The sequence below is a fragment of the Lentzea sp. NPDC005914 genome (genome assembly GCF_040629405.1).
In the GTDB taxonomy this organism is placed as follows: domain Bacteria; phylum Actinomycetota; class Actinomycetes; order Mycobacteriales; family Pseudonocardiaceae; genus Lentzea.
Genome location: NZ_JBEXVQ010000064.1, coordinates 1 through 19,869 on the forward strand (window position 1 = coordinate 1; position 19,869 = coordinate 19,869).

Below are 19,869 nucleotides of genomic sequence, written 5' to 3' on the forward strand. Positions count from 1 at the left end.
CCGCGATGACATCCACGAAGCCTTCCTCAGCCTGGCCTGCGCGATCATCTGCTGGCGCCGACTCCGCAACCTCTCATTGAGTTAGGAGTTCTAAGTGCCGCGACCGGCAACCTTCGCCGCGTCTTCCGGCGCTCAGCAGGGCGCCTCGCGGCGTCGGCCCCACGCCCACAGCCAACCAGGATGAGGACGCGGGGCCGGCACCACGATGCACCCGTCTGAGCACCGAAATACGGGGCAAAGGCTGCCGGTCGCGGCACTAGGCGGCGCTAGTCCATACCGGCGACACGCCGGACTCCGATCGTCCCAATAGGACCACCGCGCGTGTTCCACTGTGACACGTGTGGTTGACGGTGCGTTAGTTCCAGATGCGCCGAATGAGTCTGATTGGTCTAATGCGGTCGGAGGTGATGTCCGGTGTTGACACGACTCTCCGCCGTGTTGTTGGTGTTGATGTTGGCTGTCCTCACGGGGACGGCCGGTGCCGTGCCGCCGCCTCCGCCGAACCCGAGCGACTCGGAGATCTCGGCGTCACGGGCGGAGGCCGACGCGAAGGCCGCCCGCGTGGGCGAGCTGACCGGCCGGCTGACTCAGGCCGAGTCGCGCCTGCAGGAGCTGCTGGACGACGTCTCCTACAAGCGCGAGCTCGCGAACAAGGCCCGCGTCGACCTGGAGACGGCGATCTCGGAGGCCGAGGCCGCCCGTCGTGAGGCCTCAGCGGCGCGCGTACAGGCTGACGCGGCTTCTGCTGCCGTGGAACGGAGTCGTCGGGAACTGGACGAGTTCGCCGCCGCGTCCTACGCGCAGGGGACCACCGTCGGTTCCTTCTCCGCGTACATCGGTGCGAAGTCGCCAGAGGACCTGTTGGCGCGCGCCCAGCTGCTGGAGGCCGTGTCGTCGTCCGGCTTGAACCGGCTGGAGCAGGTGACCCGCGACCAGGGCACCGCCGCCAACCTCGACGCCGCCGCCCGTGCCGCACTGCAGAAGGCCGAGTCGAAGCAGGCCGCCGCGGACGAGGCGAAGAAGGTCTCGGAGCAGGCCCAGCAGGTGGCCGTCGAGGCGCACAACGCCCAGGCGGCCGCGACTTCCGAGCTTCAGTCCAGCAAGGACGCTGTCGAACGCGAGCTGCTCGCGGCGCGGGGTGAGGTCACGGGCCTTGAGGCGCAACGACAGCAGTACGACCAGTGGGTCGAGGCGAAGAAGGCCGAAGAGGAAGAGAACGCCCGGCGTGCCGCGGCCGCCGCGGCTGCTGCCGCCGCTCAAGCTGCTCCGGCCCCGCAGCGTCCGATCGCTGCTGCCGCGCCGTCGGGCAGTCGCGTGCAGACGGTTATCAACCGGGCGTTGGCGCAGCTCGGTGTCATCTACGCGTGGGGCGGTGGCAATTACAACGGCCCCACTTATGGCGTGCGCGACGGTGGTGTGGCGGACGCGTACGGCGACTACCGCAAGATCGGCTTCGACTGCTCGGGCCTGATGATGTTCGCGTTCGCCGGAGTCGGTGTCTATCTGCCGCACTACAGCGGCTACCAGTACAACTCGGGACGCAATGTGCCGCTGTCGCAGATGGCGCCGGGAGACATGATCTTCTGGGGTCCCGGCGGTGGCACGCACGTGGCGTTGTACCTGGGCGGCGGGATGATGGTCGAGGCGCCGCATTCCGGTGCCGTGGTGCGGATTTCGCCCGTGCGGTACGGCGGGATCATGCCGTACGTGACGCGGGTGCTGTGAAACCCGGTGACCCGCCTGACGACGGGCCACCGGGAGCCTGATCAGGCGGCAGGCAGGTTGAGCGGGCCCGACTTCGAGTACGCCCGGCGCAGCCAGTTGTTGTACGGGTGGACGGTCACGCCCTCCGGGCCGCGCACGACGACCTCGACGAGGCACCAGTGCGAGCTGTCGCCCTTGTTGTCGAACGAGAGGTCGATCGACCGGATCGGGCCCAGCGCCGTCAGGGTCGTGGAGTACGAGTCGGTGTGACCGCGCTCCCGGTCGTCGCCCGGGTTGTCGAGGTTGCTCCAGATGCTGGAGATGTTGCCGTTCAGGCGCGCCTCGACCCGAGCGTCGGTGCCCGCGTCCTCGACGTCGCAGGTCTTGAGGTCGATCGTGTACTGCGCCGCCGCGGCCTGGGCGGTGCCACCCATGGCCATCGTGCCGGCGAGTGCTGCGGCGGTGACGCCGACGATCGCACGAGCTGCGAGCTTCATGCTTGGTTTCCCCTCTGGTTTGAATCGGTGTTGCTGAGGGAAAAGGTGCCAAGGCGCAGTTGCACGACTATGTGGAATTGATGTGATCCGCAGGTCAGGGCAGGAGTTGCTCGCTCGCGGAGACCTGTTCGCGCAGGAACGCCGGCTCGAGGAACCCCAGTCCGTGGTGCAGGTCGGCGGGCACGACCTCGACGTGCGACGTCAGGCGGGCGAGCCGGGCCGCTACGTCGGCAACGGGTTCGACGGGTGATTTGGTTCCCAGGACCACCCTGGTCGGTACGGCGATCCTGCGCACCTCGTCGTCGCTGAAGTAGCTGAGGATGAAGAACCGCATCTGGAAGCCCAGGCCCGCGAGGACCAGCCTGCGCAGCAACGGGTCGGCGAAGATGGCGAGCTTCGAGTCCCGCTTGATCCGGCGGCGCAGGAACTCGGGCGCGAGCATCGTCATCAGGCCGATGAAGAGGTAGAGGCGGCCCTTGTTCAACGACGGCACGAAGCCGCCGGGGTCGAGTCCGGTCACCCTGGCGACTCGTTCGGGTGAGCGGATCGCCTGGTTGAGAGCGAGCCAGCCGCCGCGGGAGATCCCGACGAGGTGGTACTTCTCGTGGCCCAGCCCTTCCAGCACCTCGCCGAGCCAGTCGGCGTTCGCCTGCTCGTCGGGTATCGGCTTTGTCTGCACCGAGCGGCCGGCCTCGCCCATCGAGTCGACCGCGTACAGGACGTGGTCACGGCCGATGTCGGCCACGAACCGTTGCCACACCAGGGAAGTGCTGGCCAGGCCGTGCAGCAGGACGAGTGGCTCGCCGGTGCCGGTGCCGCTGCGGCGCACGTAGGTCGGGCCGAACGACGTCTCGACCGTGATGTCGTCGCAGGGCAGAGGCCAGTCCAGGAGTTCGTCGTAGGTGTCGTGGTAGCGCTGTCTCGCCTTCTCGTTGGCGAAGCCGCTGAGCTTCATCTCGATCCCCCTCCGGTTTTCGTTGTGCACATGCACCATAACCCAGAGTGAGCGGAGTTGTCATCCGATGTGGCACTCTTGGCCGGTGCCGAAGCGTGTGGATCATGAGGAACGCCGCCGCGAGATCACTCTGGCCGTGTGGCGGATCGCCATGGCCGAGGGGCTCGCCGCGGTGACGTTGCGCCGCGTCGCCGCCGAGGCCGGCATCTCGATGAATCTGGTGCAGTACTACTTCACCACCAAGGACCAGATGATCCACTACGGCCTGCAGCGCGTCATCGAGGTCGCGGTGGCGCGGATGTCCGCCGAGCTGGAGGCGGCGGGGGATTCTCGAGCCGTTGTGCGTGCGGCGATCGTCGGCATGCTCCCGGTGGACGAGGAGTCGCGGCAGACTTCGGCCGTGTACTACGCGTACATGCTCTACGCGATCACCGACCCGCAGATCCGGGCTGTGGTCAGCGGAATCCCACGTCAGCTGGCGCCGCAGCTTGTGCATCGGGTGTCCGGTGCGGATCCGTTGGTGGAGCTGGAAAGCCTGATCGCGATGGCGTCCGGGCTCGCGGTGGGCGTGCTCGTCGGTTCGTACACGCCTGAGGAAGCGGTGGCGTTCGTGGACCACCGACTGGATCGGCTGTTCGCCTAGAGGTCTCGGGTCCAGAGCTGGCCTGTCACGTCGTGGCCGAAGCTGCGCTGCGGGGTCTCTTCCTTGAGTTCGAACCCGTGCGCTTCGTAGATCTTTCTCGCTGACGTCAGTCCGTCGACCGTCCACAGCACGATGCGGTGGTATCCGGCGTTCTTGGCGAACTGGATGCACGTGTCGACGAGCTTGTTGCCGGCACCGTAGCCACGCGCGTTGGGGTGCACGAGCAGCACGCGCAGCTTCGCGGTCGTGTCGTCCTCACGTACGCAGAAGATGCATCCGACGCGTTCGCCGTCGAGTTCGGCGATCCACGCGGCTTCCTTGGCGTCGTCGTGGTCGGCCGCGTAGTCGCCGACGATCTTGGCGACCAGGGCCTCGAACGAGGTGTCCCAGTTGTGCTCGGACGCGTAGAGCTCGCCGTGCGCCTGGACCACCCAGCCCAGGTCGCCGGGCCGGCCGAGCGGGCGGATCTGCATGGGTTCCCTCCACTGACACGACTGTTTCAGTAATGCGAAGATAGCCGCTATGCCGTCCGCGCGGGAGACCGAACTGCTCGAAGCCGCTTACCGGTACGTGCTCACCCACGGCCTGGCGGACGTGTCGCTGCGCCCGCTGGCGGCGGCCATCGGGTCGAGCACGCGGGTGCTGCTCTACCTGTTCGGGAGCAAGGAAGGCCTGGTCAGGGCGTTGCTGGCGCGTGCACGGGCGGACGAGCTGACGCTGCTCGCGGACATCGGGCCTGGGCCCGGCGTCGTCGTGCGGCTGTGGGAGTGGCTGTCCGCACCCGCTCATCGGCCGTTGCTGACGCTCTGGCTGGAGGCGTACGCGCGCTCTCTCGTGGAGCCAGACGGGCCGTGGGCGGGCTTCGCGCGCGCGACCGTGGAGGACTGGCTGGAGGTGCTCCGCGCTTCTCAGCCTGCCGATCTGCGCGACACGCCGGCTGGGCTGGCCGCGCGCACTCGGGAGCTGGCGTTGCTGCGGGGTGCGTTGCTGGACCTGCTCGCGACGGGCGACGAGGAACGGGTCAGCGCGGCACTGGCGTGAAGCCGAGGACTAGCTTGGTGCCGTGAAGATCGTGGTGTTCGGTGCGACCGGCATGGTCGGCCAAGGCGCGCTTCGTGAGGCGCTGCTCGATCCGGCGGTCGATTCCGTCGTGACGGTGGGACGTTCCGCCATGGCCGTCAGTGATCCGAAGCAGCGGCACGTCGTGCACGCCGACTTCGGTGACCTGTCGCCGATCGCTTCGCAGGTGGCTGACGCCGACGCGTGTTTCTACTGCATGGGCTTGACGTCCGCGGGTCTGACCGAGGCCGAGTACACGCCCGTGACGCATGACTACGCGCTTGAGGCCGCACGTGTCGTCGGTGGCACGTATGTGTACGTGTCCGGCGAGGGCGCCAATGCCGAGAGCAGCACGATGTGGGCGCGGGTGAAGGGCCGGACGGAGAACGAGCTGCTGGCGCTGGACCGGCGGGTGTTCGTGGTGCGGCCGGGGTTCATCCAGCCGCTGCACGGGATCACGTCGCGGACCCGCATCTACCGGTACCTCTACCGGTGGTCGTCGTGGCTGTTCCCGGTGCTGCGCAAGGCGGCACCGAAGTTCGTGACGACCACCGAGAACCTCGGCCGCGCCATGGTGGCGCTGGCCAAGGGTGCCACTCCGGCGGTGAAGGTGCTGCGCAGCGACGAGATCAACCGGCTGGCTTGAACGCGTCCTCGGTCTTCACCACGCCCGCGGTGCGGCCCGGCGCCGTGTGGTTCTCCCAGTAGAGGTTCGTGTGCGCGATGACCTTGTCCGGGGTGGGGGCGCCCCACTCGGACAGGTCCTCGGTGGTGTGCGCGTCGCTCACCAGCTGGGCGTCGTAGCCGCGGACGATCGCGCCGTGCAGGGTCGAGCGGATGCACTCGTCGGTCTGCGCGCCGGACACGACGAGGCTGCCGATGCCCTTGCCCGCCAGCACTTCCTCGAGGTCGGTGTCCTCGAAGGAGTCGGCGTAGGTCTTGTGCACCACCGGTTCGCCGTCGGCGAGTTTCAGCTCGGGCACGAACTGCCAGCCGTCGGACTCCTTGGGCATGTGCTGCGGGTTGCTGTGCTGCACCCACACGACGTCGACGCCGGCCGCGCGGGCCTTGTCGACGAGGGTGGCGACGTTGGCGACGACCTCGTCGCGGTTGTGGGCGTGGGCGACCACGCCGTTCTGCACGTCGATCACGAGCAACGCGGTGTTGGGGCGGTTCGCCAGAGTCGTCACGCGGTCCACCTTAGGTCTCGGTTCGTGCTGTGCAAGGCGGTGAAAGCGGGTGTGGGTGGCCGCATGCGTGCGGCTCAGCGGGAACGCAGGCGGCGCAGCATGCGGGCGTCGTCGAATCCGACGTTGCGGGCGGCGGTCTCGACCGTGGCGCCCTGTCCGATGAGGTGCTCGGCCCGTTCGACGCGCAACGCTTGCTGGTACTTCAACGGCGTCATGCCGGTCGCTTTGCCGAACAGGCGCGTCACGGTTCGTTCGCTGCACCCGGCGGCAACGGCCAATTCCGCCAGCGACAGCCGGTCGGTGAGCCGTGACTCGATGACGTCCTGAACGCGGTGCACCGTCTCGATGACGTGCGACCGGTGCCGCAGCAGCACGCTCGCCTGCTGGTCGTCGCCGTTCCTGCGCGCGTAGACGACCATCGTGCGGGCGATGGCGGCGGCGACGGCTGGTCCATGTCGGACTGCGACGAGGTTCAGCGCCAGGTCTATGCCGCTCGCGATGCCCGCCGACGTCACGACCCGGTCGTCCTCCACGAACAGAACGTCGCGGACCACCCGTGCGCGTGGGTAGCGTCGTTGAAGCTCGTCCTGCAGTTCGTGGTGCGTGGTGCAACGGCGGCCGTCGAGCAGACCGACGCGCCCCAGCAGGTCCGCACCGGCACACACACTCGCGACCGTGCCGCCGTCCTCGTGATGCTGTTTCAGCCACGCGAGCGCCTTGGCGCTGAGCGGTCCGGTTCCGGCGATCTTCGGCGAACGCCACCCCGGCACGAACACGAGGTCGTGCACGTCGAGAGAGGGCAACTCGGTCGTCGCGCCCAGCGGCACGCCCTGATGGCTGGGCACGGACTCCGAGTCGCCGACGTACGACAGCGCGTAACCGCCCACGAGGTCGGCCGCGCTGGAGAACACCTGCGCCGGCCCCGCGAGGTCGAGCAGGTGCACTCCGGGCACGAGCAGGAAGACGACTCTGGTCACGATCCGGTCAGCGTAGCGACATCCGAGATCCGCGCGAATCGACCGGCCAGCACGTACTCGGTCCGCTCGATGATCTCCTCGACCCCGAGCACCTTCCCGGACTGCCAGTGCGGCAACGGCGTGGTGGCGGTCGCGTCCGTCACGAACGTCATCCCGAACCCGAGATCGGACCCGACCCGGGTCGTCGTCTCGCAGCACTGCTCGGTCCGGATTCCGCTGATCAAGAGCTCTCGCACGCCCTGCGTCGTGAGCGTCTGCTGCAGGTTCGTCGTGGTGAACGCGTTGTGCGACGTCTTGGTCAGGATCGGCTCGTCGTCCAGCGGCTTGAGGCCGTCCATCAGCCGCACGTGGCCGAGTGCGGGGTCGAACACGTCGCCGGAGCCGGGCTCGGAGTGCAGCACCCACACCACGAGGTCGCCGGCGTCGCGTGACATGTCGACCAGCTGGTTCACCTTGCCGACGATGTCCGGGTTGGACGTGTCGGCCCAGTTGGCGCGCTGGCGGAACGACTCCTGGACGTCGATGACGATCAATGCTCGCTTCATGACACAAGCCTCGCGTGCTCAAGCCGGTGGAAACAGGCACGACCAAGCCGCACAGCGGACGGATCTGGTCACCATGCGAAGATCGAGACGTGGACTTACGCGTGCTGGCCGGCGATCCCGAGGATCCGAATCTCGGCGCTCAGGTGACGGTGTCGGTGAGCGGGGAGAGCCTGGACGGGCACGCCGTGCCGTTCGTGCGAGTCACGAAGGAGGAGGCCCGCAGGATCCTCGTAGGACACGCACGCACGGACGGCGAGCGGCTCGACGTGGTGGTTCGCGCGGTGTGGAGCGAGAACGGCGGCTGGCACCGGGAGTCGTGGGGCGGAGGCGATGTGTCCGAGCTGCTGCGGCACCCCGCCCACAGGATCCCCGACGGCAGCGCGAAGCCGGAGATCATCTCGAAGGCTGTCGCGGAGGGATCGCGGAACACGGTCGCCGACCTGCGAGGACTGCGCTACGAGATGGAACGGCAGGTCGCCGACCTGTTGGCGCAGCGCAGGAACACCGCCCTGCGACTGGTGATGGCCCAGCTCGTCGAACTGTCGATCGCGTTCAGCCGCGCCCGCGACCAGGCCCGTGACGCGCTCCGGGAGGTCAAGGCGCCAGGAGTGGTGCGGCACTGCGAGGCGATGGACGTGGAGCTGGGTGAGGAGATCACCCGGCTGCAGATGTTGCTGAGCAGCGTGTCGACGTTCGCCGTCGCGCAGGAAGGCGAGGCGCAGCAACGGTTCAACATGCTCGCCGCCGCGGCAGCCGCCGGACTCGGTCTGCCCGCGCTGATCCTGTCCCTGTACGGCGCGGACAAGTACCTGCCGTTCGCCGGGGACACGGCGTGGCGAGCGCTGGCACCGATCGCGGGTGCTCTGACGCTGGCCGCGGGGATCATCCTGTGGCGCATGCCGGGCCGCACCACCGTGAAGCACTACCTGGCGGCGCTCGGACTCATCGCCGGGCTGATCGGCGTGCTGCTGGTCGCCGGGCTCCTGGCGCCGGGCTAGAGCGGACGACGGCCCGCGAAACCGATGTCGGCCCGGTGGTACCAGGACAGCTCGCGGTCGCCCTCCAGCCAGCACAGCAGCACCGGCACACCGTCCATCTCGGACGGGAAGTCGACCAGCAACGGCGCGAAGCCCTTCAGTTCGGCGCCGGTCCGCTGGACGGTCTCCATCAGCTCGTCCAGCCTGGCCTGCGCGGCCTTGAACTCCGGCAGCCCGCCCAGCGACGACGAGCCCACCGCGAGTTCGGCGGCGTCGGCGCGCAGCCGGACGATCTCGTCCAGCACGGGCAGCAGCCGCGTGAGCTCGGCACGGGCTTCGGGGAGGGTGAACACGCCACCAAGGCTGGCACAGTGGCGGGAATGACGTGGCGACTGGGTGACCTCACCGTGAACCGGATCGGGTTCGGCGCGATGCGACTGCCGCAGGTGGGAGCCGCGCTGTCCCCGAACGCCAGGCCGCGCGACCGCGAGCAGGCGATCGAGGTGCTCAGGACGGCCGTCGAGCTCGGCGTGAACCACATCGACACGGCCGCCTTCTACTTCTCCGCCACGAGGTCGGCGAACGAGCTGATCAACAGCGCGCTCTCGCCGTACCCGGACGACCTGGTGATCGTCACCAAGGTCGGGCCGAGCCGGACACCGCAGGGGGAGTGGCTCCCGCTCGCGACGCCGCCGCAGCTGCGCGGCCAGGTCGAGGAGAACCTGCGGCAGCTCGGCCGCGACCACCTCGACGTCGTGAACCTGCGGATCAGCGGGCTCGACGACGTCAGTGAGCACTTCGAGCAGCTCGCGGCGCTGCAGCAGGAGGGCGTGATCAGGCACCTCGGGCTGTCCAACGTCCGGCCGCACCACCTCGACCAGGCACAACGCATCGCCCCGGTGGTGTGCGTGCAGAACTCGTTCGGGCTCGGCCATCACCCCGAGCAGGACGACTTCCTCGGCGTCTGCGGCGAGCGGAACATCGCCTTCGTGCCGTTCTTCGCGCTGGCCGGGGCGAACAAGGAGGCAGGGACGTCCGCAGAGGACGACGAGGTCACCGAGATCGCGGCCCGGCACGACGCCTCACCGGCGCAGGTCAGGCTGGCGTGGACGCTCGCGCGCGGGCCGCACGTGCTGGTCATCCCGGGCACAGGTGATCCAGAACACCTGCGGCAGAACATCGCGGCGGGCGAGCTCCGGCTCACCCCGGAGGAGCTCACCCGTCTCGACGCCCTGCACCTCAACGGGGTCTGATTGACTGACGGGCGTGACCTACGCGGCGATCATCCTCACCGGCGGCAGGGGCGAGCGGCTCGGCGGCGTCGACAAGGCCGCACTGTCCTATCGGGACGCGACACTGCTCGACCACGTTCTGTCCGTTGTGGACGATGCGAGCGAGATCGTCGTCGTGGGACCGGAAAAAGCCGTCCCGGACATCATCTGGGCACGGGAGGATCCACCGGGCGGCGGACCGCTGGCAGGACTCGCGGCAGGGCTCGCGCACGTCACCGCCGACTGGGTCGCGGTCCTCGCCGTCGACCAGCCGGGGATCACGAAGGACACGATCGCGAGGCTTCGTCACACCGGCCGCAACGCCGTGCTCAAGGACGACCGCACCCAGTGGCTGATCGGCGTCTGGAACACCGCTGAGCTGCGTCGAGTGATCCCCGAAGATCCACGCGACCGGCCGCTGCGCAAGACTCTCCAGCAGCTCGACCTGGTGGAGGTGTCCGCTTTGCCCGGTGAGGCGCGCGACGTCGACACGCCCGCCGACCTGGACACCCTTCACAGCGGTTGAACAGGCGAGGAGTAAGACTGTTCGACAATCGGTAAACCCTGTTTTGCATGGAGGCCCGCACGTGACCGAGCCCGCCGCCGAGGCAACGCCGAACGCATCGGCGCCCGTCACCCCGGCTCGTGACGCCCAGCTGCTCGAACGCACCGTGTTCGAGGTGAAGCGGGTCATCGTCGGCCAGGACCGGCTCGTCGAGCGGATGCTCGTGGGTCTGCTGGCCAAGGGCCATCTGCTGCTCGAAGGTGTGCCGGGCGTCGCGAAGACGCTCGCCGTCGAGACGTTCGCCCGCGTGGTCGGCGGCTCGTTCAGCCGCGTCCAGTTCACGCCCGACCTGGTGCCCGCCGACATCCTCGGCACCCGCATCTACCGCCAGTCCAGCGAGGCGTTCGACGTCGAGCTCGGCCCCGTCGTCGCGAACTTCGTGCTCGCCGACGAGATCAACCGCGCGCCCGCCAAGGTGCAGTCGGCGATGCTCGAGGTCATGGCCGAGCGGCACGTGTCCATCGGTGGCAAGACCTTCCCGATGCCGAACCCGTTCCTGGTGCTGGCGACGCAGAACCCGATCGAGAACGAGGGCGTGTACCCGCTGCCGGAGGCGCAGCGCGACAGGTTCCTGTTCAAGATCCAGGTCGAGTACCCGACCGCCGAGGAAGAGCGCGAGATCGTCTACCGCATGGGTGTCGAGGCGCCCACGCCGAGCCAGGTCCTCTCGCCGGAGGAGCTGGTGCGCCTGCAGGGCGTGGCGTCCCGGGTCTTCGTCCACCACGCGCTGGTCGACTACGTGGTGCGCCTCGTGATCGCGACCCGCGCGCCCGGTGAGCACGGCCTCACCGACGTCGCCGGCTGGGTCGCCTACGGTGCCTCGCCGCGTGCGTCGCTGGGCATCATCGCCGCCGCACGTGGCCTCGCGCTCGTGCGCGGCCGTGACTACGTGCTACCGCAGGACGTCGTGGACGTCGTTCCGGACGTGCTGCGCCACCGTCTTGTGCTCTCGTACGACGCGCTGGCCGACGGCGTGCCGATCGACCACATCATCACGCGTGTGCTGCAGATCGTGCCGTTGCCGCAGGTGTCGGCCCGTCCGCAGCAGCCGGTTCCGGCTGGTAGGCAGTGAGCAGGGACAAGGCCGAGAAGGAACGGCCCTCCTGGGCGCCTCCCGTGCTGCGAGGCGTCCGGATGGAGGCCGCGCTGCGCATGCTGGAGCTCGACGTCCGGCGCCGCCTCGACGGCCTGCTGCAGGGCAACCACCTCGGCCTCGTTCCGGGGCCGGGCACCGAACCGGGCGAGGCGAGGACCTACCAGCCCGGCGACGACGTGCGCCGGATGGACTGGGCGGTCACGGCGCGCACGACGGTGCCGCACATCCGCGAGACGGTCGCGGACCGCGAGCTCGAGACGTGGATGGCGATCGACCTGTCGCCGTCGCTCGACTTCGGCACGGCGGCCTGCGAGAAGCGCGACCTGGTCATCGCCGCGACGGCCGCGGTCGCGCACCTGACGCGCGGCGGCGGCAACCGGATCGGTGCGGCGGTCTCGACGGGAGCGGAGAACCTCCGCATCCCTGCTCGCGGCGGCCTGGCGTACGCGCGGGGCATGATCCGCAAGATCGCCGAGATGCCGCGGGCCGAAGAGGGCACGCGCGGCGACCTGGCGGCGTTGCTGGAGCAGCTGCGCCGCCCGCCACGGCGGCGCGGCCTGATCGTGGTGATCTCGGACTTCCTCGGTGGCATGGAGTGGCAACGCCCGCTGCGCGCGTTGTCCGCGCGGCACGACATCGTCGCCATCGAGATCGTCGACCCGCGTGACGTCGACCTGCCCGAGGTCGGCACGGTCGTGCTGTCCGACCCGGAGAGCGGGCGGCAGCGCGAGGTGACGGCGACCGCGTTGCTGCGCAAGGAGTTCAACGCGGCGGCCGCGGAACATCGCGCCGAGGTGGCCGCGGGACTGCGCCGGGCGGGGGCCGGGCATCTGGTGCTGCGAACCGACTCCGACTGGATCGCGGACACGGTTCGTTTCGTGGTGGCGCGCAAGCGTCGCTGGTCTGGGGGTGTCGCGTGAGCTTCTCGAACTTCGTGGCCCCGTTGTGGCTGCTGCTGCTGTTCGTGGTGCTGGGGCTGGCGGCCGCCTACGTGGTGGTGCAGCGGATGCGCCGCAAGCGGGTGCTGCGGTTCACGAACCTGGAACTGCTGGAGAAGGTCGCGCCCAAGCGCGAACGCTGGTCGCGGCACGTGCCGGCGGCGTTCCTGCTGGCGGCGCTGGCGTTGCTGACGGTCGCGCTGGCAGGGCCGACGGCCGAGCAGCGGGTGCCGCGCAACCGGGCGACCGTGATGCTCGTGGTCGACGTGTCGCTGTCGATGAAGGCCACCGACATCAGGCCGTCGCGTCTGGAAGCGGCGCAGGTGGCCGCCAAGTCGTTCTCCGAGGGCCTCACACCGGGCATCAACCTGGGCCTGATCTCGTTCGCCGGGTCGGCCACCGTGCTGGTGGCGCCGACGACGGACCGCGCGGCCGTCACCCAGTCGATCGACGGGCTGAAGCTCGCCCAGTCGACCGCGACCGGTGACGCGCTGGTGGCCGCGATGGCGTCGATCGACTCGTTCGGCAAGGTCGTCGGCGGTGCCGAGGGCCCGCCGCCCGCCCGCATCGTGCTGATGACGGACGGCAAGGAGACCGTCGGTACGCGCAAGGCCTTCGACGCGGCCGAGGACGCGAAGAAGGCCGGGATCCCGATCTCCACGATCTCGTTCGGCACCGAGGACGGCGTGGTCGACATCGAGGGCCGCCAGCAGTCCGTGCCGGTCGACGACGACTCGATGAAGGAGATCGCGAAGATCTCCGGCGGCGAGTTCTTCAAGGCCGCCTCCGCCGAGGAGCTGCGCCGGGTCTACGACACGCTCGGCGAGCAGATCGGCTACGAGAAGAAGCAGGCGGACGCGTCGAAGCCGTGGCTGTTGCTCGGCACGATGACGGCGATGTTCGCGGCCGCGGCGGCGTTGCTCCTGGGTCAGCGCCTGCCGTAGATCAGCTCCACCACACCGATTCCGAACGCCCTGGTGCTCTTGAGCGCCAGGGCGATCGGTTTCTTGAAGAACGGTGTGCCGCTGCCGATCGCGACCGGGTTGACGTAGAGGCGCACCTCGTCGATCAGGTCGTGCTCGAAGAACGACCCGACCAGCTGCGAACCGCCGACCATGCTGTCGCCGGGCAGGTTCCGCAGTTCGTCCGGGTCGATCTCGCGCTTGACCACGGTGTTCCAGTCGGTGGTGTCGAGCGTGCGCGAGTAGACGATCTTGGGCATCTCCCGCCAGATCCGGCCGAAGTCGTGCATCGGCTTCGGCCACTCCGGGTGGTCGGCGGTGTGCGGCCACGCCGCGAGCATCGTCTCGTGGTTGCGCCGGCCGTCGATGAACCGGCTCATCCGCGCGAGCCCGGCGTTGAAGTGCTCGTGCATCTCGTCGTCGACGTGGTGCCAGCTGATGTCGTGGTCAGGGCCTTCCATGAAGCCGTCCAGCGAGATCGACGCCATCGTGATGATCATCCGTGGAGCCTCCGGTATTCCGCCGCCGCGCCAGGGTGCAGTGGCACTTTGCCCGTGTCGATGAGGCTGCGCACGTCGAGGTACTGGGTGCCGAGCGCCTGTTCGGGCACCAGTTCGGCCGCCTTGGCGACCAGGAGCCGCACGACGGCGCTCGCGTACTCGGCGCTCAGGTCCGGGCGGCACACCAGCAGGTTCGGCGTGCCGATCGTGGGGGTGTCGGCCGGCGAGCCGTAGACGCCCATGCGGACGTCCACGCGTTCGTAGACCTTGCCGTAGTCCTGCCGCAGCCTGGGCAGGAAGCCGTCGAGCGGGAGCAGCCTGATGCCGCTCGCCTTGTTCAGCTCCGGGGTCGGGACGCCGCCGGACCACAGCAGGGCGGCGATCTCGCCCGCTTTCAGGGCGTCGATGGCGTTGCGCAACGGGTAGTGCTGCTCCTGCACGCCCAGCGCGAGCCGCTCGCCCTGCAGGGAGGCGCCGGATCCGGCGGCGCCCAGGGAGACCCGCTTGCCGATCAGGTCGGCCGGGCTGCGGTAGGGGGAGGCGTCGAGGACCACGAGCTGCAGGTAGTTCTCGTAGACGCGGCCGAGAGAGACGATGCCCTGTTCCAGGTGGGCGCTGTCGCTCAACGTCAGCCCGAGGTCGGCGGTGCCTTCGCGGAGGTGCCTGAGGTTGTCGGCGCTGCCGCCGGTCTGCAGCGGGGTGATGGTCAGCGGGCCGGGGGACAGGCGGGAGAGCAGGGCGGCGAAGTCGTTGTAGAAGCCGCCGGGTTCGCCGCCCGCGATCTTGATGGTGCCGGACGGTTCGCTGGTCCCGCAGGCCGTCACAGCGAGCAGGCTGATCAAGAAGGCTCGTCGTTTCACAACAGCGGCTCCTTCGGCAGCTCGACCGTGACCACCAGGCCGCCGTCGGTGTGCAGCTTCAGGGTTCCGTCGTGCGCTGTGACGATCCGTTCCGCGATGGCGAGCCCGAGTCCGGTGCCGCGCCGCGAGTCGTCTCCGCGCCAGAACCGCTCGGTCGCGTGCTTGATGTCCTTTTTGGACAGGCCGGGACCGTTGTCCCGCACGATCAGCGTCGCCCGGTCGCACACCACCGTGATCTCGTGGCCGCCGTACTTGATGGCGTTGTCCAGCACGACGTCCAGCACCTGCGCGAGGTCCGACACCGCGCACCGCACCAGTCCGGGCGCCCGGTCGTCCACGGTGATCGTGATGCCCTCCGCCTGCGCTGCCGCCCGCCACGCGTCGACCCGGTCGTGCGCCACGACCTGCAGATCGGCGAGCTCGGGTTCGACGCCGCCGGCCGCGCGTTCGGTGGCGGTGCTTTCCGCCGAGGCCAGCGCGAGCAGCCCGTCCAGCAGCGACTCCAGCCGTTCGACCTCGGTCAGCAGGGACCCGTTCTGCGGCAGCATGTCGACGCGGAGCCTGAGTGCCGCCATCGGGTTGCGCAGCTGGTGCGAGGCGTCGGCGATCAGGCGTCGTTGCTGGTCAGCGGCCTCGGCGACGGCGTCGGACATGCGGTTGAACGACTCGGACAACGCCCGCAGTTCGGCCGGTCCGGCGGTGTCGGCGACGTGGGTGCGTCGTTGCCCCTCGGCGACCGCCCGGACGCCGCGATCCAGCTCTTTCAAAGGCCGCAGCAGCCAGCGGGCGACCACCAGCGCCAGCAGGACACACGCGCACGCCGCCAGCAGCGCTCCCGCCAGCACGATCGCCCACCGCCGGGCCACGTCCAGGGCGGCCACCGAGGTCGACGCCCGGAGCACGACGGCGCCCGCGACCTTCGTGCCGGTGCCGACGGGACGGGCGAACAGGACGTCGCCGCCGTTCCAGGGCATCACGGTCGGCACGGGCGCGGCGGGCTGGTTGCGCAGGGCGGCGTCGATCTGGGCGGAGACCTCGCCGATCTTCATGCCGGCCTCGACGACGGGTTCGCCGGCCGCGTCGACGACCACGATCTCCTCGCCGTAAATCTCGTTGTACCGCAACGCTTCGGACACCACGACGTCCACGGGCAGCGTGGCGAAGCGGTCGAGGTCGGCGGTGCGGCTGATCACGAACTGCTGGGTGCGCTCCTGCGCCGTGCTCATCAGCAGCGGGAAGGCGAACGCGGTGACGGCCGAGAGCGAGAAGAGCAGCAGCACCAACAGAAGCCGTTGCCGCATCTATTCACCGAGCCGGTAGCCGAAACCGCGGATCGTGTGCAGCAGGCCCGGCCGGTCGAGCTTGGCGCGCAGCTGCGTGAGGTGGACGTCCAACGTCCGTGACACCGCCACGAAGGCGTTGCCCCACACCTCGTCCATCAGCTGCTGACGGCTGACCGCCGTGCCCGGTCGCCGTGCCAGCACCGCCAGCACGTCGAACTCCTTGGTGGTCAACGAGATCTCCCGCCCGCCGACCACGACCTGACGGCTCTGCAGGTCGATCTCCACATCGGACACCCGCACGACGTCGTCGGGCTCCTGCGACCGGGCCGCGCTGCGCCGCGCCACCGCGTCGATGCGGGCGAGCAGCTCGGCCAGCCGCACCGGTTTGACCAGGTAGTCGTCCGCGCCCAGCCGCAGCCCGCGCACCACCGTCCGTTCGTCGCCGCGCGCGGTCAGCACGAGCACCGGCACCGGGTCGATCTTGCGGAGCTTGCGCAGCACCTCGAGCCCGTCCTGGTCGGGCAGGCCGAGATCGAGCAGCACCACGTCGGCGTCGCGGTGGGCGATCAACGCGTCGGCGCCCCTGCGCACGCGAGCGGGCCGGTGGCCGTTCGCCCGCAGCGCTTCCACCAGGGCGTCGGCGACACCGTCGTCGTCTTCGACCAACAGCACCCGCATGGGAGCAGTATCGGCCATGACTTCTGTTTCCTGCGCGTGGCGACGCGCCTAAGTGACTGTAAAGAAGCTTCTGCCCAGGTTGTGAGGGGCGTCTCCGCGCCGAGATGGTGTCCGGCATGACAGTCGTTGCGGAGAAACGCGCCGAGCGCCGAGTGGTGGCGAACGTCCTGCGCGGATCAGTCGGGAACTTGATCGAGTGGTACGACTGGTACGCGTACACCGCGTTCAGCATCTACTTCGCGGCCGCGTTCTTCCCCAAGGGCGACCAGACCGCGCAGCTGCTCAACACCGCCGCCGTGTTCGCGGTCGGCTTCCTGATGCGACCGCTGGGCGGCTGGCTGCTCGGCCGCTACGCCGACCGGCACGGACGTCGCGCCGCGCTGACGTTGTCGGTCACGCTGATGGCGTTCGGGTCGCTGATCATCGCGCTGACGCCCTCGTACGCCACGATCGGTGTGGCGGCGCCGCTGCTGCTGGTGCTCGCGCGGTTGCTGCAGGGCCTGTCGGTCGGCGGCGAGTACGCGACCTCGGCGACGTATCTGTCCGAAGTGGCCTCTCCTGCGAAGCGCGGTTTCTACTCCAGCTTCCAGTACGTGACGCTGACCGCCGGGCAGTTGGTGGCGCTGGGCGTGCAGATCGTGCTGCAGCAGTTCCTGACCAAGCCCGAGATGTCGGAGTGGGGCTGGCGGATCGCGTTCTTCATCGGCGCGACCGGCGCGATCATCGTGATGTGGCTGCGCCGCGGGATGGACGAGTCGGAGAACTTCGAGAAGCAGAAGAACAGCGATGACCAGAGGGGCACGTTCCGGGCGTTGCTCAAGCACCCCAAGGAATGCCTGCTCGTCGTGGGCCTGACGCTGGGCGGCACGGTCGCGTTCTACACCTACACGACGTACCTGCAGAAGTTCATGGTGAACACGAGCAAGATCGACGCGGCCACGGTCTCGTGGATCAACTTCGCGGCGCTGCTGGTGTTCGTGGTGCTGCAGCCGATCGCCGGCGCGCTCTCCGACCGGATCGGCCGTCGTCCGCTGCTGCTCGGGTTCGGTGTGCTCGGAACGCTGGCCACGGTGCCGCTGTTGTCCGTGTTGGCGCACACCTCCGAGGCGTTCCCGGCGTTCCTGCTGATGCTCGGCGGCCTGGTGATCGTGACCGGGTACACGTCGATCAACGCGATCGTGAAGGCCGAGCTGTTCCCGACGAACATCCGCGCGCTGGGCGTCGGCCTGCCGTACGCGCTGACCGTGGCGATCTTCGGTGGCACGGCCGAGTTGGTGGCGCTGTGGTTCAAGCAGGCCGGTCACGAGTCGCTGTTCTACTACTACGTCGCCGGGTGCGTGCTGATCTCGTTGCTGGTGTACGGGTTCATGCGCGAGACGTCGAAGGACTCGGTGCTGGACAGGACCTGAGACCCGCGGAGGGCGGCCATGCGGCGGCCGCCCTCCGCTCCCTCTAGCAGCGTTCTTCGGTCCAGTTGCCGACGGTGATCGTGGTGTCGTTCCAGATCGCGCCGCCTGCCTGGGTGCACTCGCTCAGCGTGTCCGCGCCGGAGGACCAGAGCTCCTGCCTGTTCTGGGCCTTCACGTAGTCGACCGAGCTCTCGCTGATGCGGGTCCGGATGCCCGCGCTGAGCCAGTAGGACTCCTTGTGGCCGGCGAGCCACGAGTCCCAGACGTAGATGTAGGCCCAGTTCTTGCCGCAGCCCTTGAACTGCTTGACCGAGGCCACGTTCTCGCCGCCCTGCTCGAGGTACAGCGTCGACCCGATCTGGGTGACACCGCTCGCGCACCTCGGGTTGTACTCCGCCTGCGCCGTGCCCGTGACGGACACGGCGATGGCGGCGGCCGCCAGCACGGCGGCGCCGATCTTCTTCATCTTCAGCAACGCTCGTCCGTGCTGCCGTGCAGGTCGTGGCCCGACGGCCAGATGACGTCACCCACGGCCCTGGTGCACTGGCTCAGCGTGCTGGCGCCGGTGGACCACACTTCCTGCTGGCCGCGGCTGCCACCGTTGTAGTCGATGGCCTCGGAGCCGGTGCGGGTCCAGATGGCCGCGCGCAGGTAGAAGTCCCGGTGGTCGGCCCGCCACGAGTCCCAGACGTAGATGTACGCCCAGTTCTTGTTGCACCCCTTGAACTGCTTGACCGACGCGACGGTGTCGTCGCCGTTCTTCAGGTACTTGGTGGAGCCGATCTGCGTGACGCTCGAGCACCTGGGGTTCGACTCGGCGTGGGCCGGTCCCGCGAACGTCAGCACGACGGCCGCGGTGGCCAGCACGGTGGCTGCGATCTTCTTCAGCATGTCAGCAAACCTCGTTCGTGAAGCCCTGGAGGCGGTCGACGATGCCGTGCGCCATGGTGCAGAACCGCAGCGTGTTCGCGCCGTCCGACCACACCTCCTGCTGGCCACGCCGCCCGTTGTTGATGTCGATGTCACCGTCGCCCGTCGTGATGGCGACGGAGGCCTCGAAGTTGGGGTGGCCGGACTTCCAGGAGTCCCAGACGTAGATGTAGCCCCAGTTCTTGCCGCAGCCCTTGAACTGCTTGATCGAGGCGACGGTCGCGTTGCCGCTCTTGAGGTACTTGGTGGACCCGATCTGCGTGACGCCGCTCGTGCACCTCGGGTTGGTCTCGGCGTGGGCCGCACCGGTGATTGTCAGGGCCAGGGTTGCCGCGGTCAGGACTGCCGCGCTCAGCTTCCTCACGTCAGCAGCGCTCCTCGGTCTCGCCGGAGTAGGAGCCGCCGTTCCGCACGAGCACGGAGCCGTACGCCCTGGTGCAGACCGACAGCGTGTTCGAGCCGTTCGACCACGCCTCCTGCACGCCCTCGGGGGCGCCGCCGTAGCCCAGCGGCTCCGTGCTGGTGCGCGTCATGATGCCCGCGCCGACCAGGAACCTGCTGCCGTGCCTGGCCTTCCAGGCGTCCCACACGTAGGTGTAGCCCCAGTTCTTGTTGCAGCCCTTGAACTGCTTCACCGAGGCGACGGTCTCGCCGCCGCTCTTGATGTACCTCGTGGCACCGATCTGCGCGACGCTGCCGCAGTACGGGTTCGACTCGGCCTGGGCCGTGCCGGTGATCGTCACCGCGATCGCGGTGGCCGCCAGCACGGCGGCACCAATCCTCTTCTGCATGCGCACGACAGTGAACGGGACCGGTTAGTCGGCGGTAAA

26 protein-coding genes are annotated in these 19,869 nt (G+C 69.0%); 11 read left to right on the forward strand and 15 right to left on the reverse strand.

What is annotated here, in order from left to right; translation table 11 throughout:
* Positions 1 to 414 precede the first annotated feature (414 nt).
* Positions 415 to 1,725 (forward strand): NlpC/P60 family protein, encoded by a 1,311-nt coding sequence (locus tag ABZ345_RS45870; protein WP_359861817.1) that lies wholly within the window; start codon positions 415 to 417, stop codon positions 1,723 to 1,725.
* Positions 1,726 to 1,766: 41 nt separating this feature from the next.
* On the opposite strand, the gene ABZ345_RS45875 is transcribed toward ABZ345_RS45870, so the two are convergent.
* Both ABZ345_RS45875 and ABZ345_RS45880 read right to left on the reverse strand, forming a co-directional pair.
* Positions 1,767 to 2,201 carry a PLAT/LH2 domain-containing protein gene (locus tag ABZ345_RS45875; RefSeq protein ID WP_359861819.1) on the reverse strand — a complete coding sequence of 145 codons (435 nt, stop codon included), beginning with the start codon at positions 2,199 to 2,201 and terminating at the stop codon, positions 1,767 to 1,769.
* Positions 2,202 to 2,295: 94 nt separating this feature from the next.
* Positions 2,296 to 3,156 carry an alpha/beta fold hydrolase gene (locus ABZ345_RS45880; RefSeq protein WP_359861820.1) on the reverse strand — a complete coding sequence of 287 codons (861 nt, stop codon included), beginning with the start codon at positions 3,154 to 3,156 and terminating at the stop codon, positions 2,296 to 2,298.
* 85 nt (positions 3,157 to 3,241) lie between these two features.
* On the opposite strand from ABZ345_RS45880, the gene ABZ345_RS45885 reads away from it, so the two are divergent.
* Positions 3,242 to 3,799 carry a TetR family transcriptional regulator C-terminal domain-containing protein gene (locus tag ABZ345_RS45885; RefSeq protein WP_359861821.1) on the forward strand — a complete coding sequence of 186 codons (558 nt, stop codon included), beginning with the start codon at positions 3,242 to 3,244 and terminating at the stop codon, positions 3,797 to 3,799.
* Here ABZ345_RS45885 and ABZ345_RS45890 read toward each other — a convergent pair.
* Positions 3,796 to 4,272, reverse strand: coding sequence for a GNAT family N-acetyltransferase (locus tag ABZ345_RS45890; protein ID WP_359861822.1), 477 nt, complete (start codon positions 4,270 to 4,272; stop codon positions 3,796 to 3,798). The two genes, ABZ345_RS45885 and ABZ345_RS45890, sit on opposite strands and share 4 nt — an antisense overlap.
* A gap of 49 nt (positions 4,273 to 4,321) precedes the next feature.
* Between ABZ345_RS45890 and ABZ345_RS45895 the strand changes: the two genes are divergently transcribed.
* Together ABZ345_RS45895 and ABZ345_RS45900 are read left to right on the forward strand one after the other, a co-directional pair.
* Positions 4,322 to 4,840 (forward strand): TetR/AcrR family transcriptional regulator, encoded by a 519-nt coding sequence (locus ABZ345_RS45895; protein WP_359861823.1) that lies wholly within the window; start codon positions 4,322 to 4,324, stop codon positions 4,838 to 4,840.
* Positions 4,841 to 4,862: 22 nt separating this feature from the next.
* Complete coding sequence (locus tag ABZ345_RS45900; RefSeq protein WP_359861824.1) at positions 4,863 to 5,504, forward strand: epimerase; 642 nt, start codon at positions 4,863 to 4,865, stop codon at positions 5,502 to 5,504.
* Here the strand turns inward: ABZ345_RS45900 and ABZ345_RS45905 are convergent.
* The 3 genes from ABZ345_RS45905 to ABZ345_RS45915 all read right to left on the reverse strand — a co-directional run bounded on the left by ABZ345_RS45905 (position 5,488) and on the right by ABZ345_RS45915 (position 7,570).
* Positions 5,488 to 6,048 (reverse strand): cysteine hydrolase family protein, encoded by a 561-nt coding sequence (locus ABZ345_RS45905; RefSeq protein ID WP_359861825.1) that lies wholly within the window; start codon positions 6,046 to 6,048, stop codon positions 5,488 to 5,490. The genes ABZ345_RS45900 and ABZ345_RS45905 overlap by 17 nt on opposite strands.
* A gap of 74 nt (positions 6,049 to 6,122) precedes the next feature.
* A complete protein-coding gene (locus tag ABZ345_RS45910; RefSeq protein ID WP_359861827.1) occupies positions 6,123 to 7,025 on the reverse strand; it encodes a DJ-1/PfpI family protein in 903 nt (300 codons plus the stop codon).
* Positions 7,022 to 7,570 (reverse strand): isochorismatase family protein, encoded by a 549-nt coding sequence (locus ABZ345_RS45915; RefSeq protein ID WP_359861829.1) that lies wholly within the window; start codon positions 7,568 to 7,570, stop codon positions 7,022 to 7,024. Before ABZ345_RS45915 ends, ABZ345_RS45910 begins: the two co-directional genes overlap by 4 nt.
* A gap of 89 nt (positions 7,571 to 7,659) precedes the next feature.
* Here ABZ345_RS45915 and ABZ345_RS45920 point away from each other — a divergent pair, with 89 nt between their 5' ends.
* Positions 7,660 to 8,568, forward strand: coding sequence for a hypothetical protein (locus ABZ345_RS45920; RefSeq protein WP_359861831.1), 909 nt, complete (start codon positions 7,660 to 7,662; stop codon positions 8,566 to 8,568).
* Here ABZ345_RS45920 and ABZ345_RS45925 read toward each other — a convergent pair.
* Positions 8,565 to 8,900 carry a DUF2203 domain-containing protein gene (locus tag ABZ345_RS45925; protein WP_359861833.1) on the reverse strand — a complete coding sequence of 112 codons (336 nt, stop codon included), beginning with the start codon at positions 8,898 to 8,900 and terminating at the stop codon, positions 8,565 to 8,567. The genes ABZ345_RS45920 and ABZ345_RS45925 overlap by 4 nt on opposite strands.
* A 27-nt stretch (positions 8,901 to 8,927) precedes the next feature.
* On the opposite strand from ABZ345_RS45925, the gene ABZ345_RS45930 reads away from it, so the two are divergent.
* The 5 genes from ABZ345_RS45930 to ABZ345_RS45950 all read left to right on the forward strand — a co-directional run bounded on the left by ABZ345_RS45930 (position 8,928) and on the right by ABZ345_RS45950 (position 13,361).
* On the forward strand, positions 8,928 to 9,800 hold the full coding sequence (locus ABZ345_RS45930; protein WP_359861835.1) for an oxidoreductase: 873 nt from the start codon (positions 8,928 to 8,930) through the stop codon (positions 9,798 to 9,800).
* 13 nt (positions 9,801 to 9,813) lie between these two features.
* Positions 9,814 to 10,344, forward strand: a complete 531-nt coding sequence (locus tag ABZ345_RS45935; RefSeq protein ID WP_359861837.1) for a molybdenum cofactor guanylyltransferase — start codon at positions 9,814 to 9,816, stop codon at positions 10,342 to 10,344.
* Positions 10,345 to 10,405: 61 nt separating this feature from the next.
* The gene (locus ABZ345_RS45940) at positions 10,406 to 11,455 is read left to right on the forward strand and encodes a MoxR family ATPase (RefSeq protein WP_359861839.1); all 1,050 of its coding nucleotides are present in this window, start codon (positions 10,406 to 10,408) and stop codon (positions 11,453 to 11,455) included.
* Positions 11,456 to 11,517: 62 nt separating this feature from the next.
* Positions 11,518 to 12,399 (forward strand): DUF58 domain-containing protein, encoded by an 882-nt coding sequence (locus tag ABZ345_RS45945; protein ID WP_359861872.1) that lies wholly within the window; start codon positions 11,518 to 11,520, stop codon positions 12,397 to 12,399.
* The gene (locus ABZ345_RS45950) at positions 12,396 to 13,361 is read left to right on the forward strand and encodes a VWA domain-containing protein (protein ID WP_359861840.1); all 966 of its coding nucleotides are present in this window, start codon (positions 12,396 to 12,398) and stop codon (positions 13,359 to 13,361) included. The genes ABZ345_RS45945 and ABZ345_RS45950 overlap by 4 nt, the downstream gene beginning before the upstream one ends.
* Here ABZ345_RS45950 and ABZ345_RS45955 read toward each other — a convergent pair.
* Genes ABZ345_RS45955 through ABZ345_RS45970 form a run of 4 tightly spaced genes read right to left on the reverse strand, consistent with a single transcriptional unit; the run spans position 13,346 to position 16,700 of the window.
* Entirely contained in the window at positions 13,346 to 13,879 is a 534-nt protein-coding gene (locus ABZ345_RS45955) for a dihydrofolate reductase family protein (protein ID WP_359861842.1), read from the reverse strand. The two genes, ABZ345_RS45950 and ABZ345_RS45955, sit on opposite strands and share 16 nt — an antisense overlap.
* Complete coding sequence (locus tag ABZ345_RS45960; RefSeq protein WP_359861844.1) at positions 13,876 to 14,739, reverse strand: TAXI family TRAP transporter solute-binding subunit; 864 nt, start codon at positions 14,737 to 14,739, stop codon at positions 13,876 to 13,878. Before ABZ345_RS45960 ends, ABZ345_RS45955 begins: the two co-directional genes overlap by 4 nt.
* Positions 14,736 to 16,040 carry a HAMP domain-containing sensor histidine kinase gene (locus tag ABZ345_RS45965; protein ID WP_359861846.1) on the reverse strand — a complete coding sequence of 435 codons (1,305 nt, stop codon included), beginning with the start codon at positions 16,038 to 16,040 and terminating at the stop codon, positions 14,736 to 14,738. Before ABZ345_RS45965 ends, ABZ345_RS45960 begins: the two co-directional genes overlap by 4 nt.
* Positions 16,041 to 16,700 carry a response regulator transcription factor gene (locus ABZ345_RS45970; protein WP_167980068.1) on the reverse strand — a complete coding sequence of 220 codons (660 nt, stop codon included), beginning with the start codon at positions 16,698 to 16,700 and terminating at the stop codon, positions 16,041 to 16,043.
* Between the two features lie 116 nt (positions 16,701 to 16,816).
* On the opposite strand from ABZ345_RS45970, the gene ABZ345_RS45975 reads away from it, so the two are divergent.
* Positions 16,817 to 18,109 carry an MFS transporter gene (locus tag ABZ345_RS45975; RefSeq protein WP_359861848.1) on the forward strand — a complete coding sequence of 431 codons (1,293 nt, stop codon included), beginning with the start codon at positions 16,817 to 16,819 and terminating at the stop codon, positions 18,107 to 18,109.
* A 43-nt stretch (positions 18,110 to 18,152) separates the two neighbouring features.
* On the opposite strand, the gene ABZ345_RS45980 is transcribed toward ABZ345_RS45975, so the two are convergent.
* Genes ABZ345_RS45980 through ABZ345_RS45995 form a run of 4 tightly spaced genes read right to left on the reverse strand, consistent with a single transcriptional unit; the run spans position 18,153 to position 19,830 of the window.
* Positions 18,153 to 18,575: a hypothetical protein gene (locus ABZ345_RS45980; protein WP_359861850.1), complete on the reverse strand. Its 423-nt coding sequence runs from the start codon at positions 18,573 to 18,575 to the stop codon at positions 18,153 to 18,155.
* A 2-nt stretch (positions 18,576 to 18,577) separates the two neighbouring features.
* Positions 18,578 to 19,000: a hypothetical protein gene (locus ABZ345_RS45985; RefSeq protein WP_359861852.1), complete on the reverse strand. Its 423-nt coding sequence runs from the start codon at positions 18,998 to 19,000 to the stop codon at positions 18,578 to 18,580.
* A gap of 1 nt (position 19,001) precedes the next feature.
* Complete coding sequence (locus ABZ345_RS45990; RefSeq protein WP_359861854.1) at positions 19,002 to 19,403, reverse strand: hypothetical protein; 402 nt, start codon at positions 19,401 to 19,403, stop codon at positions 19,002 to 19,004.
* A gap of 1 nt (position 19,404) precedes the next feature.
* Positions 19,405 to 19,830, reverse strand: coding sequence for a hypothetical protein (locus tag ABZ345_RS45995; protein ID WP_359861856.1), 426 nt, complete (start codon positions 19,828 to 19,830; stop codon positions 19,405 to 19,407).
* Positions 19,831 to 19,869: the final 39 nt, after the last annotated feature.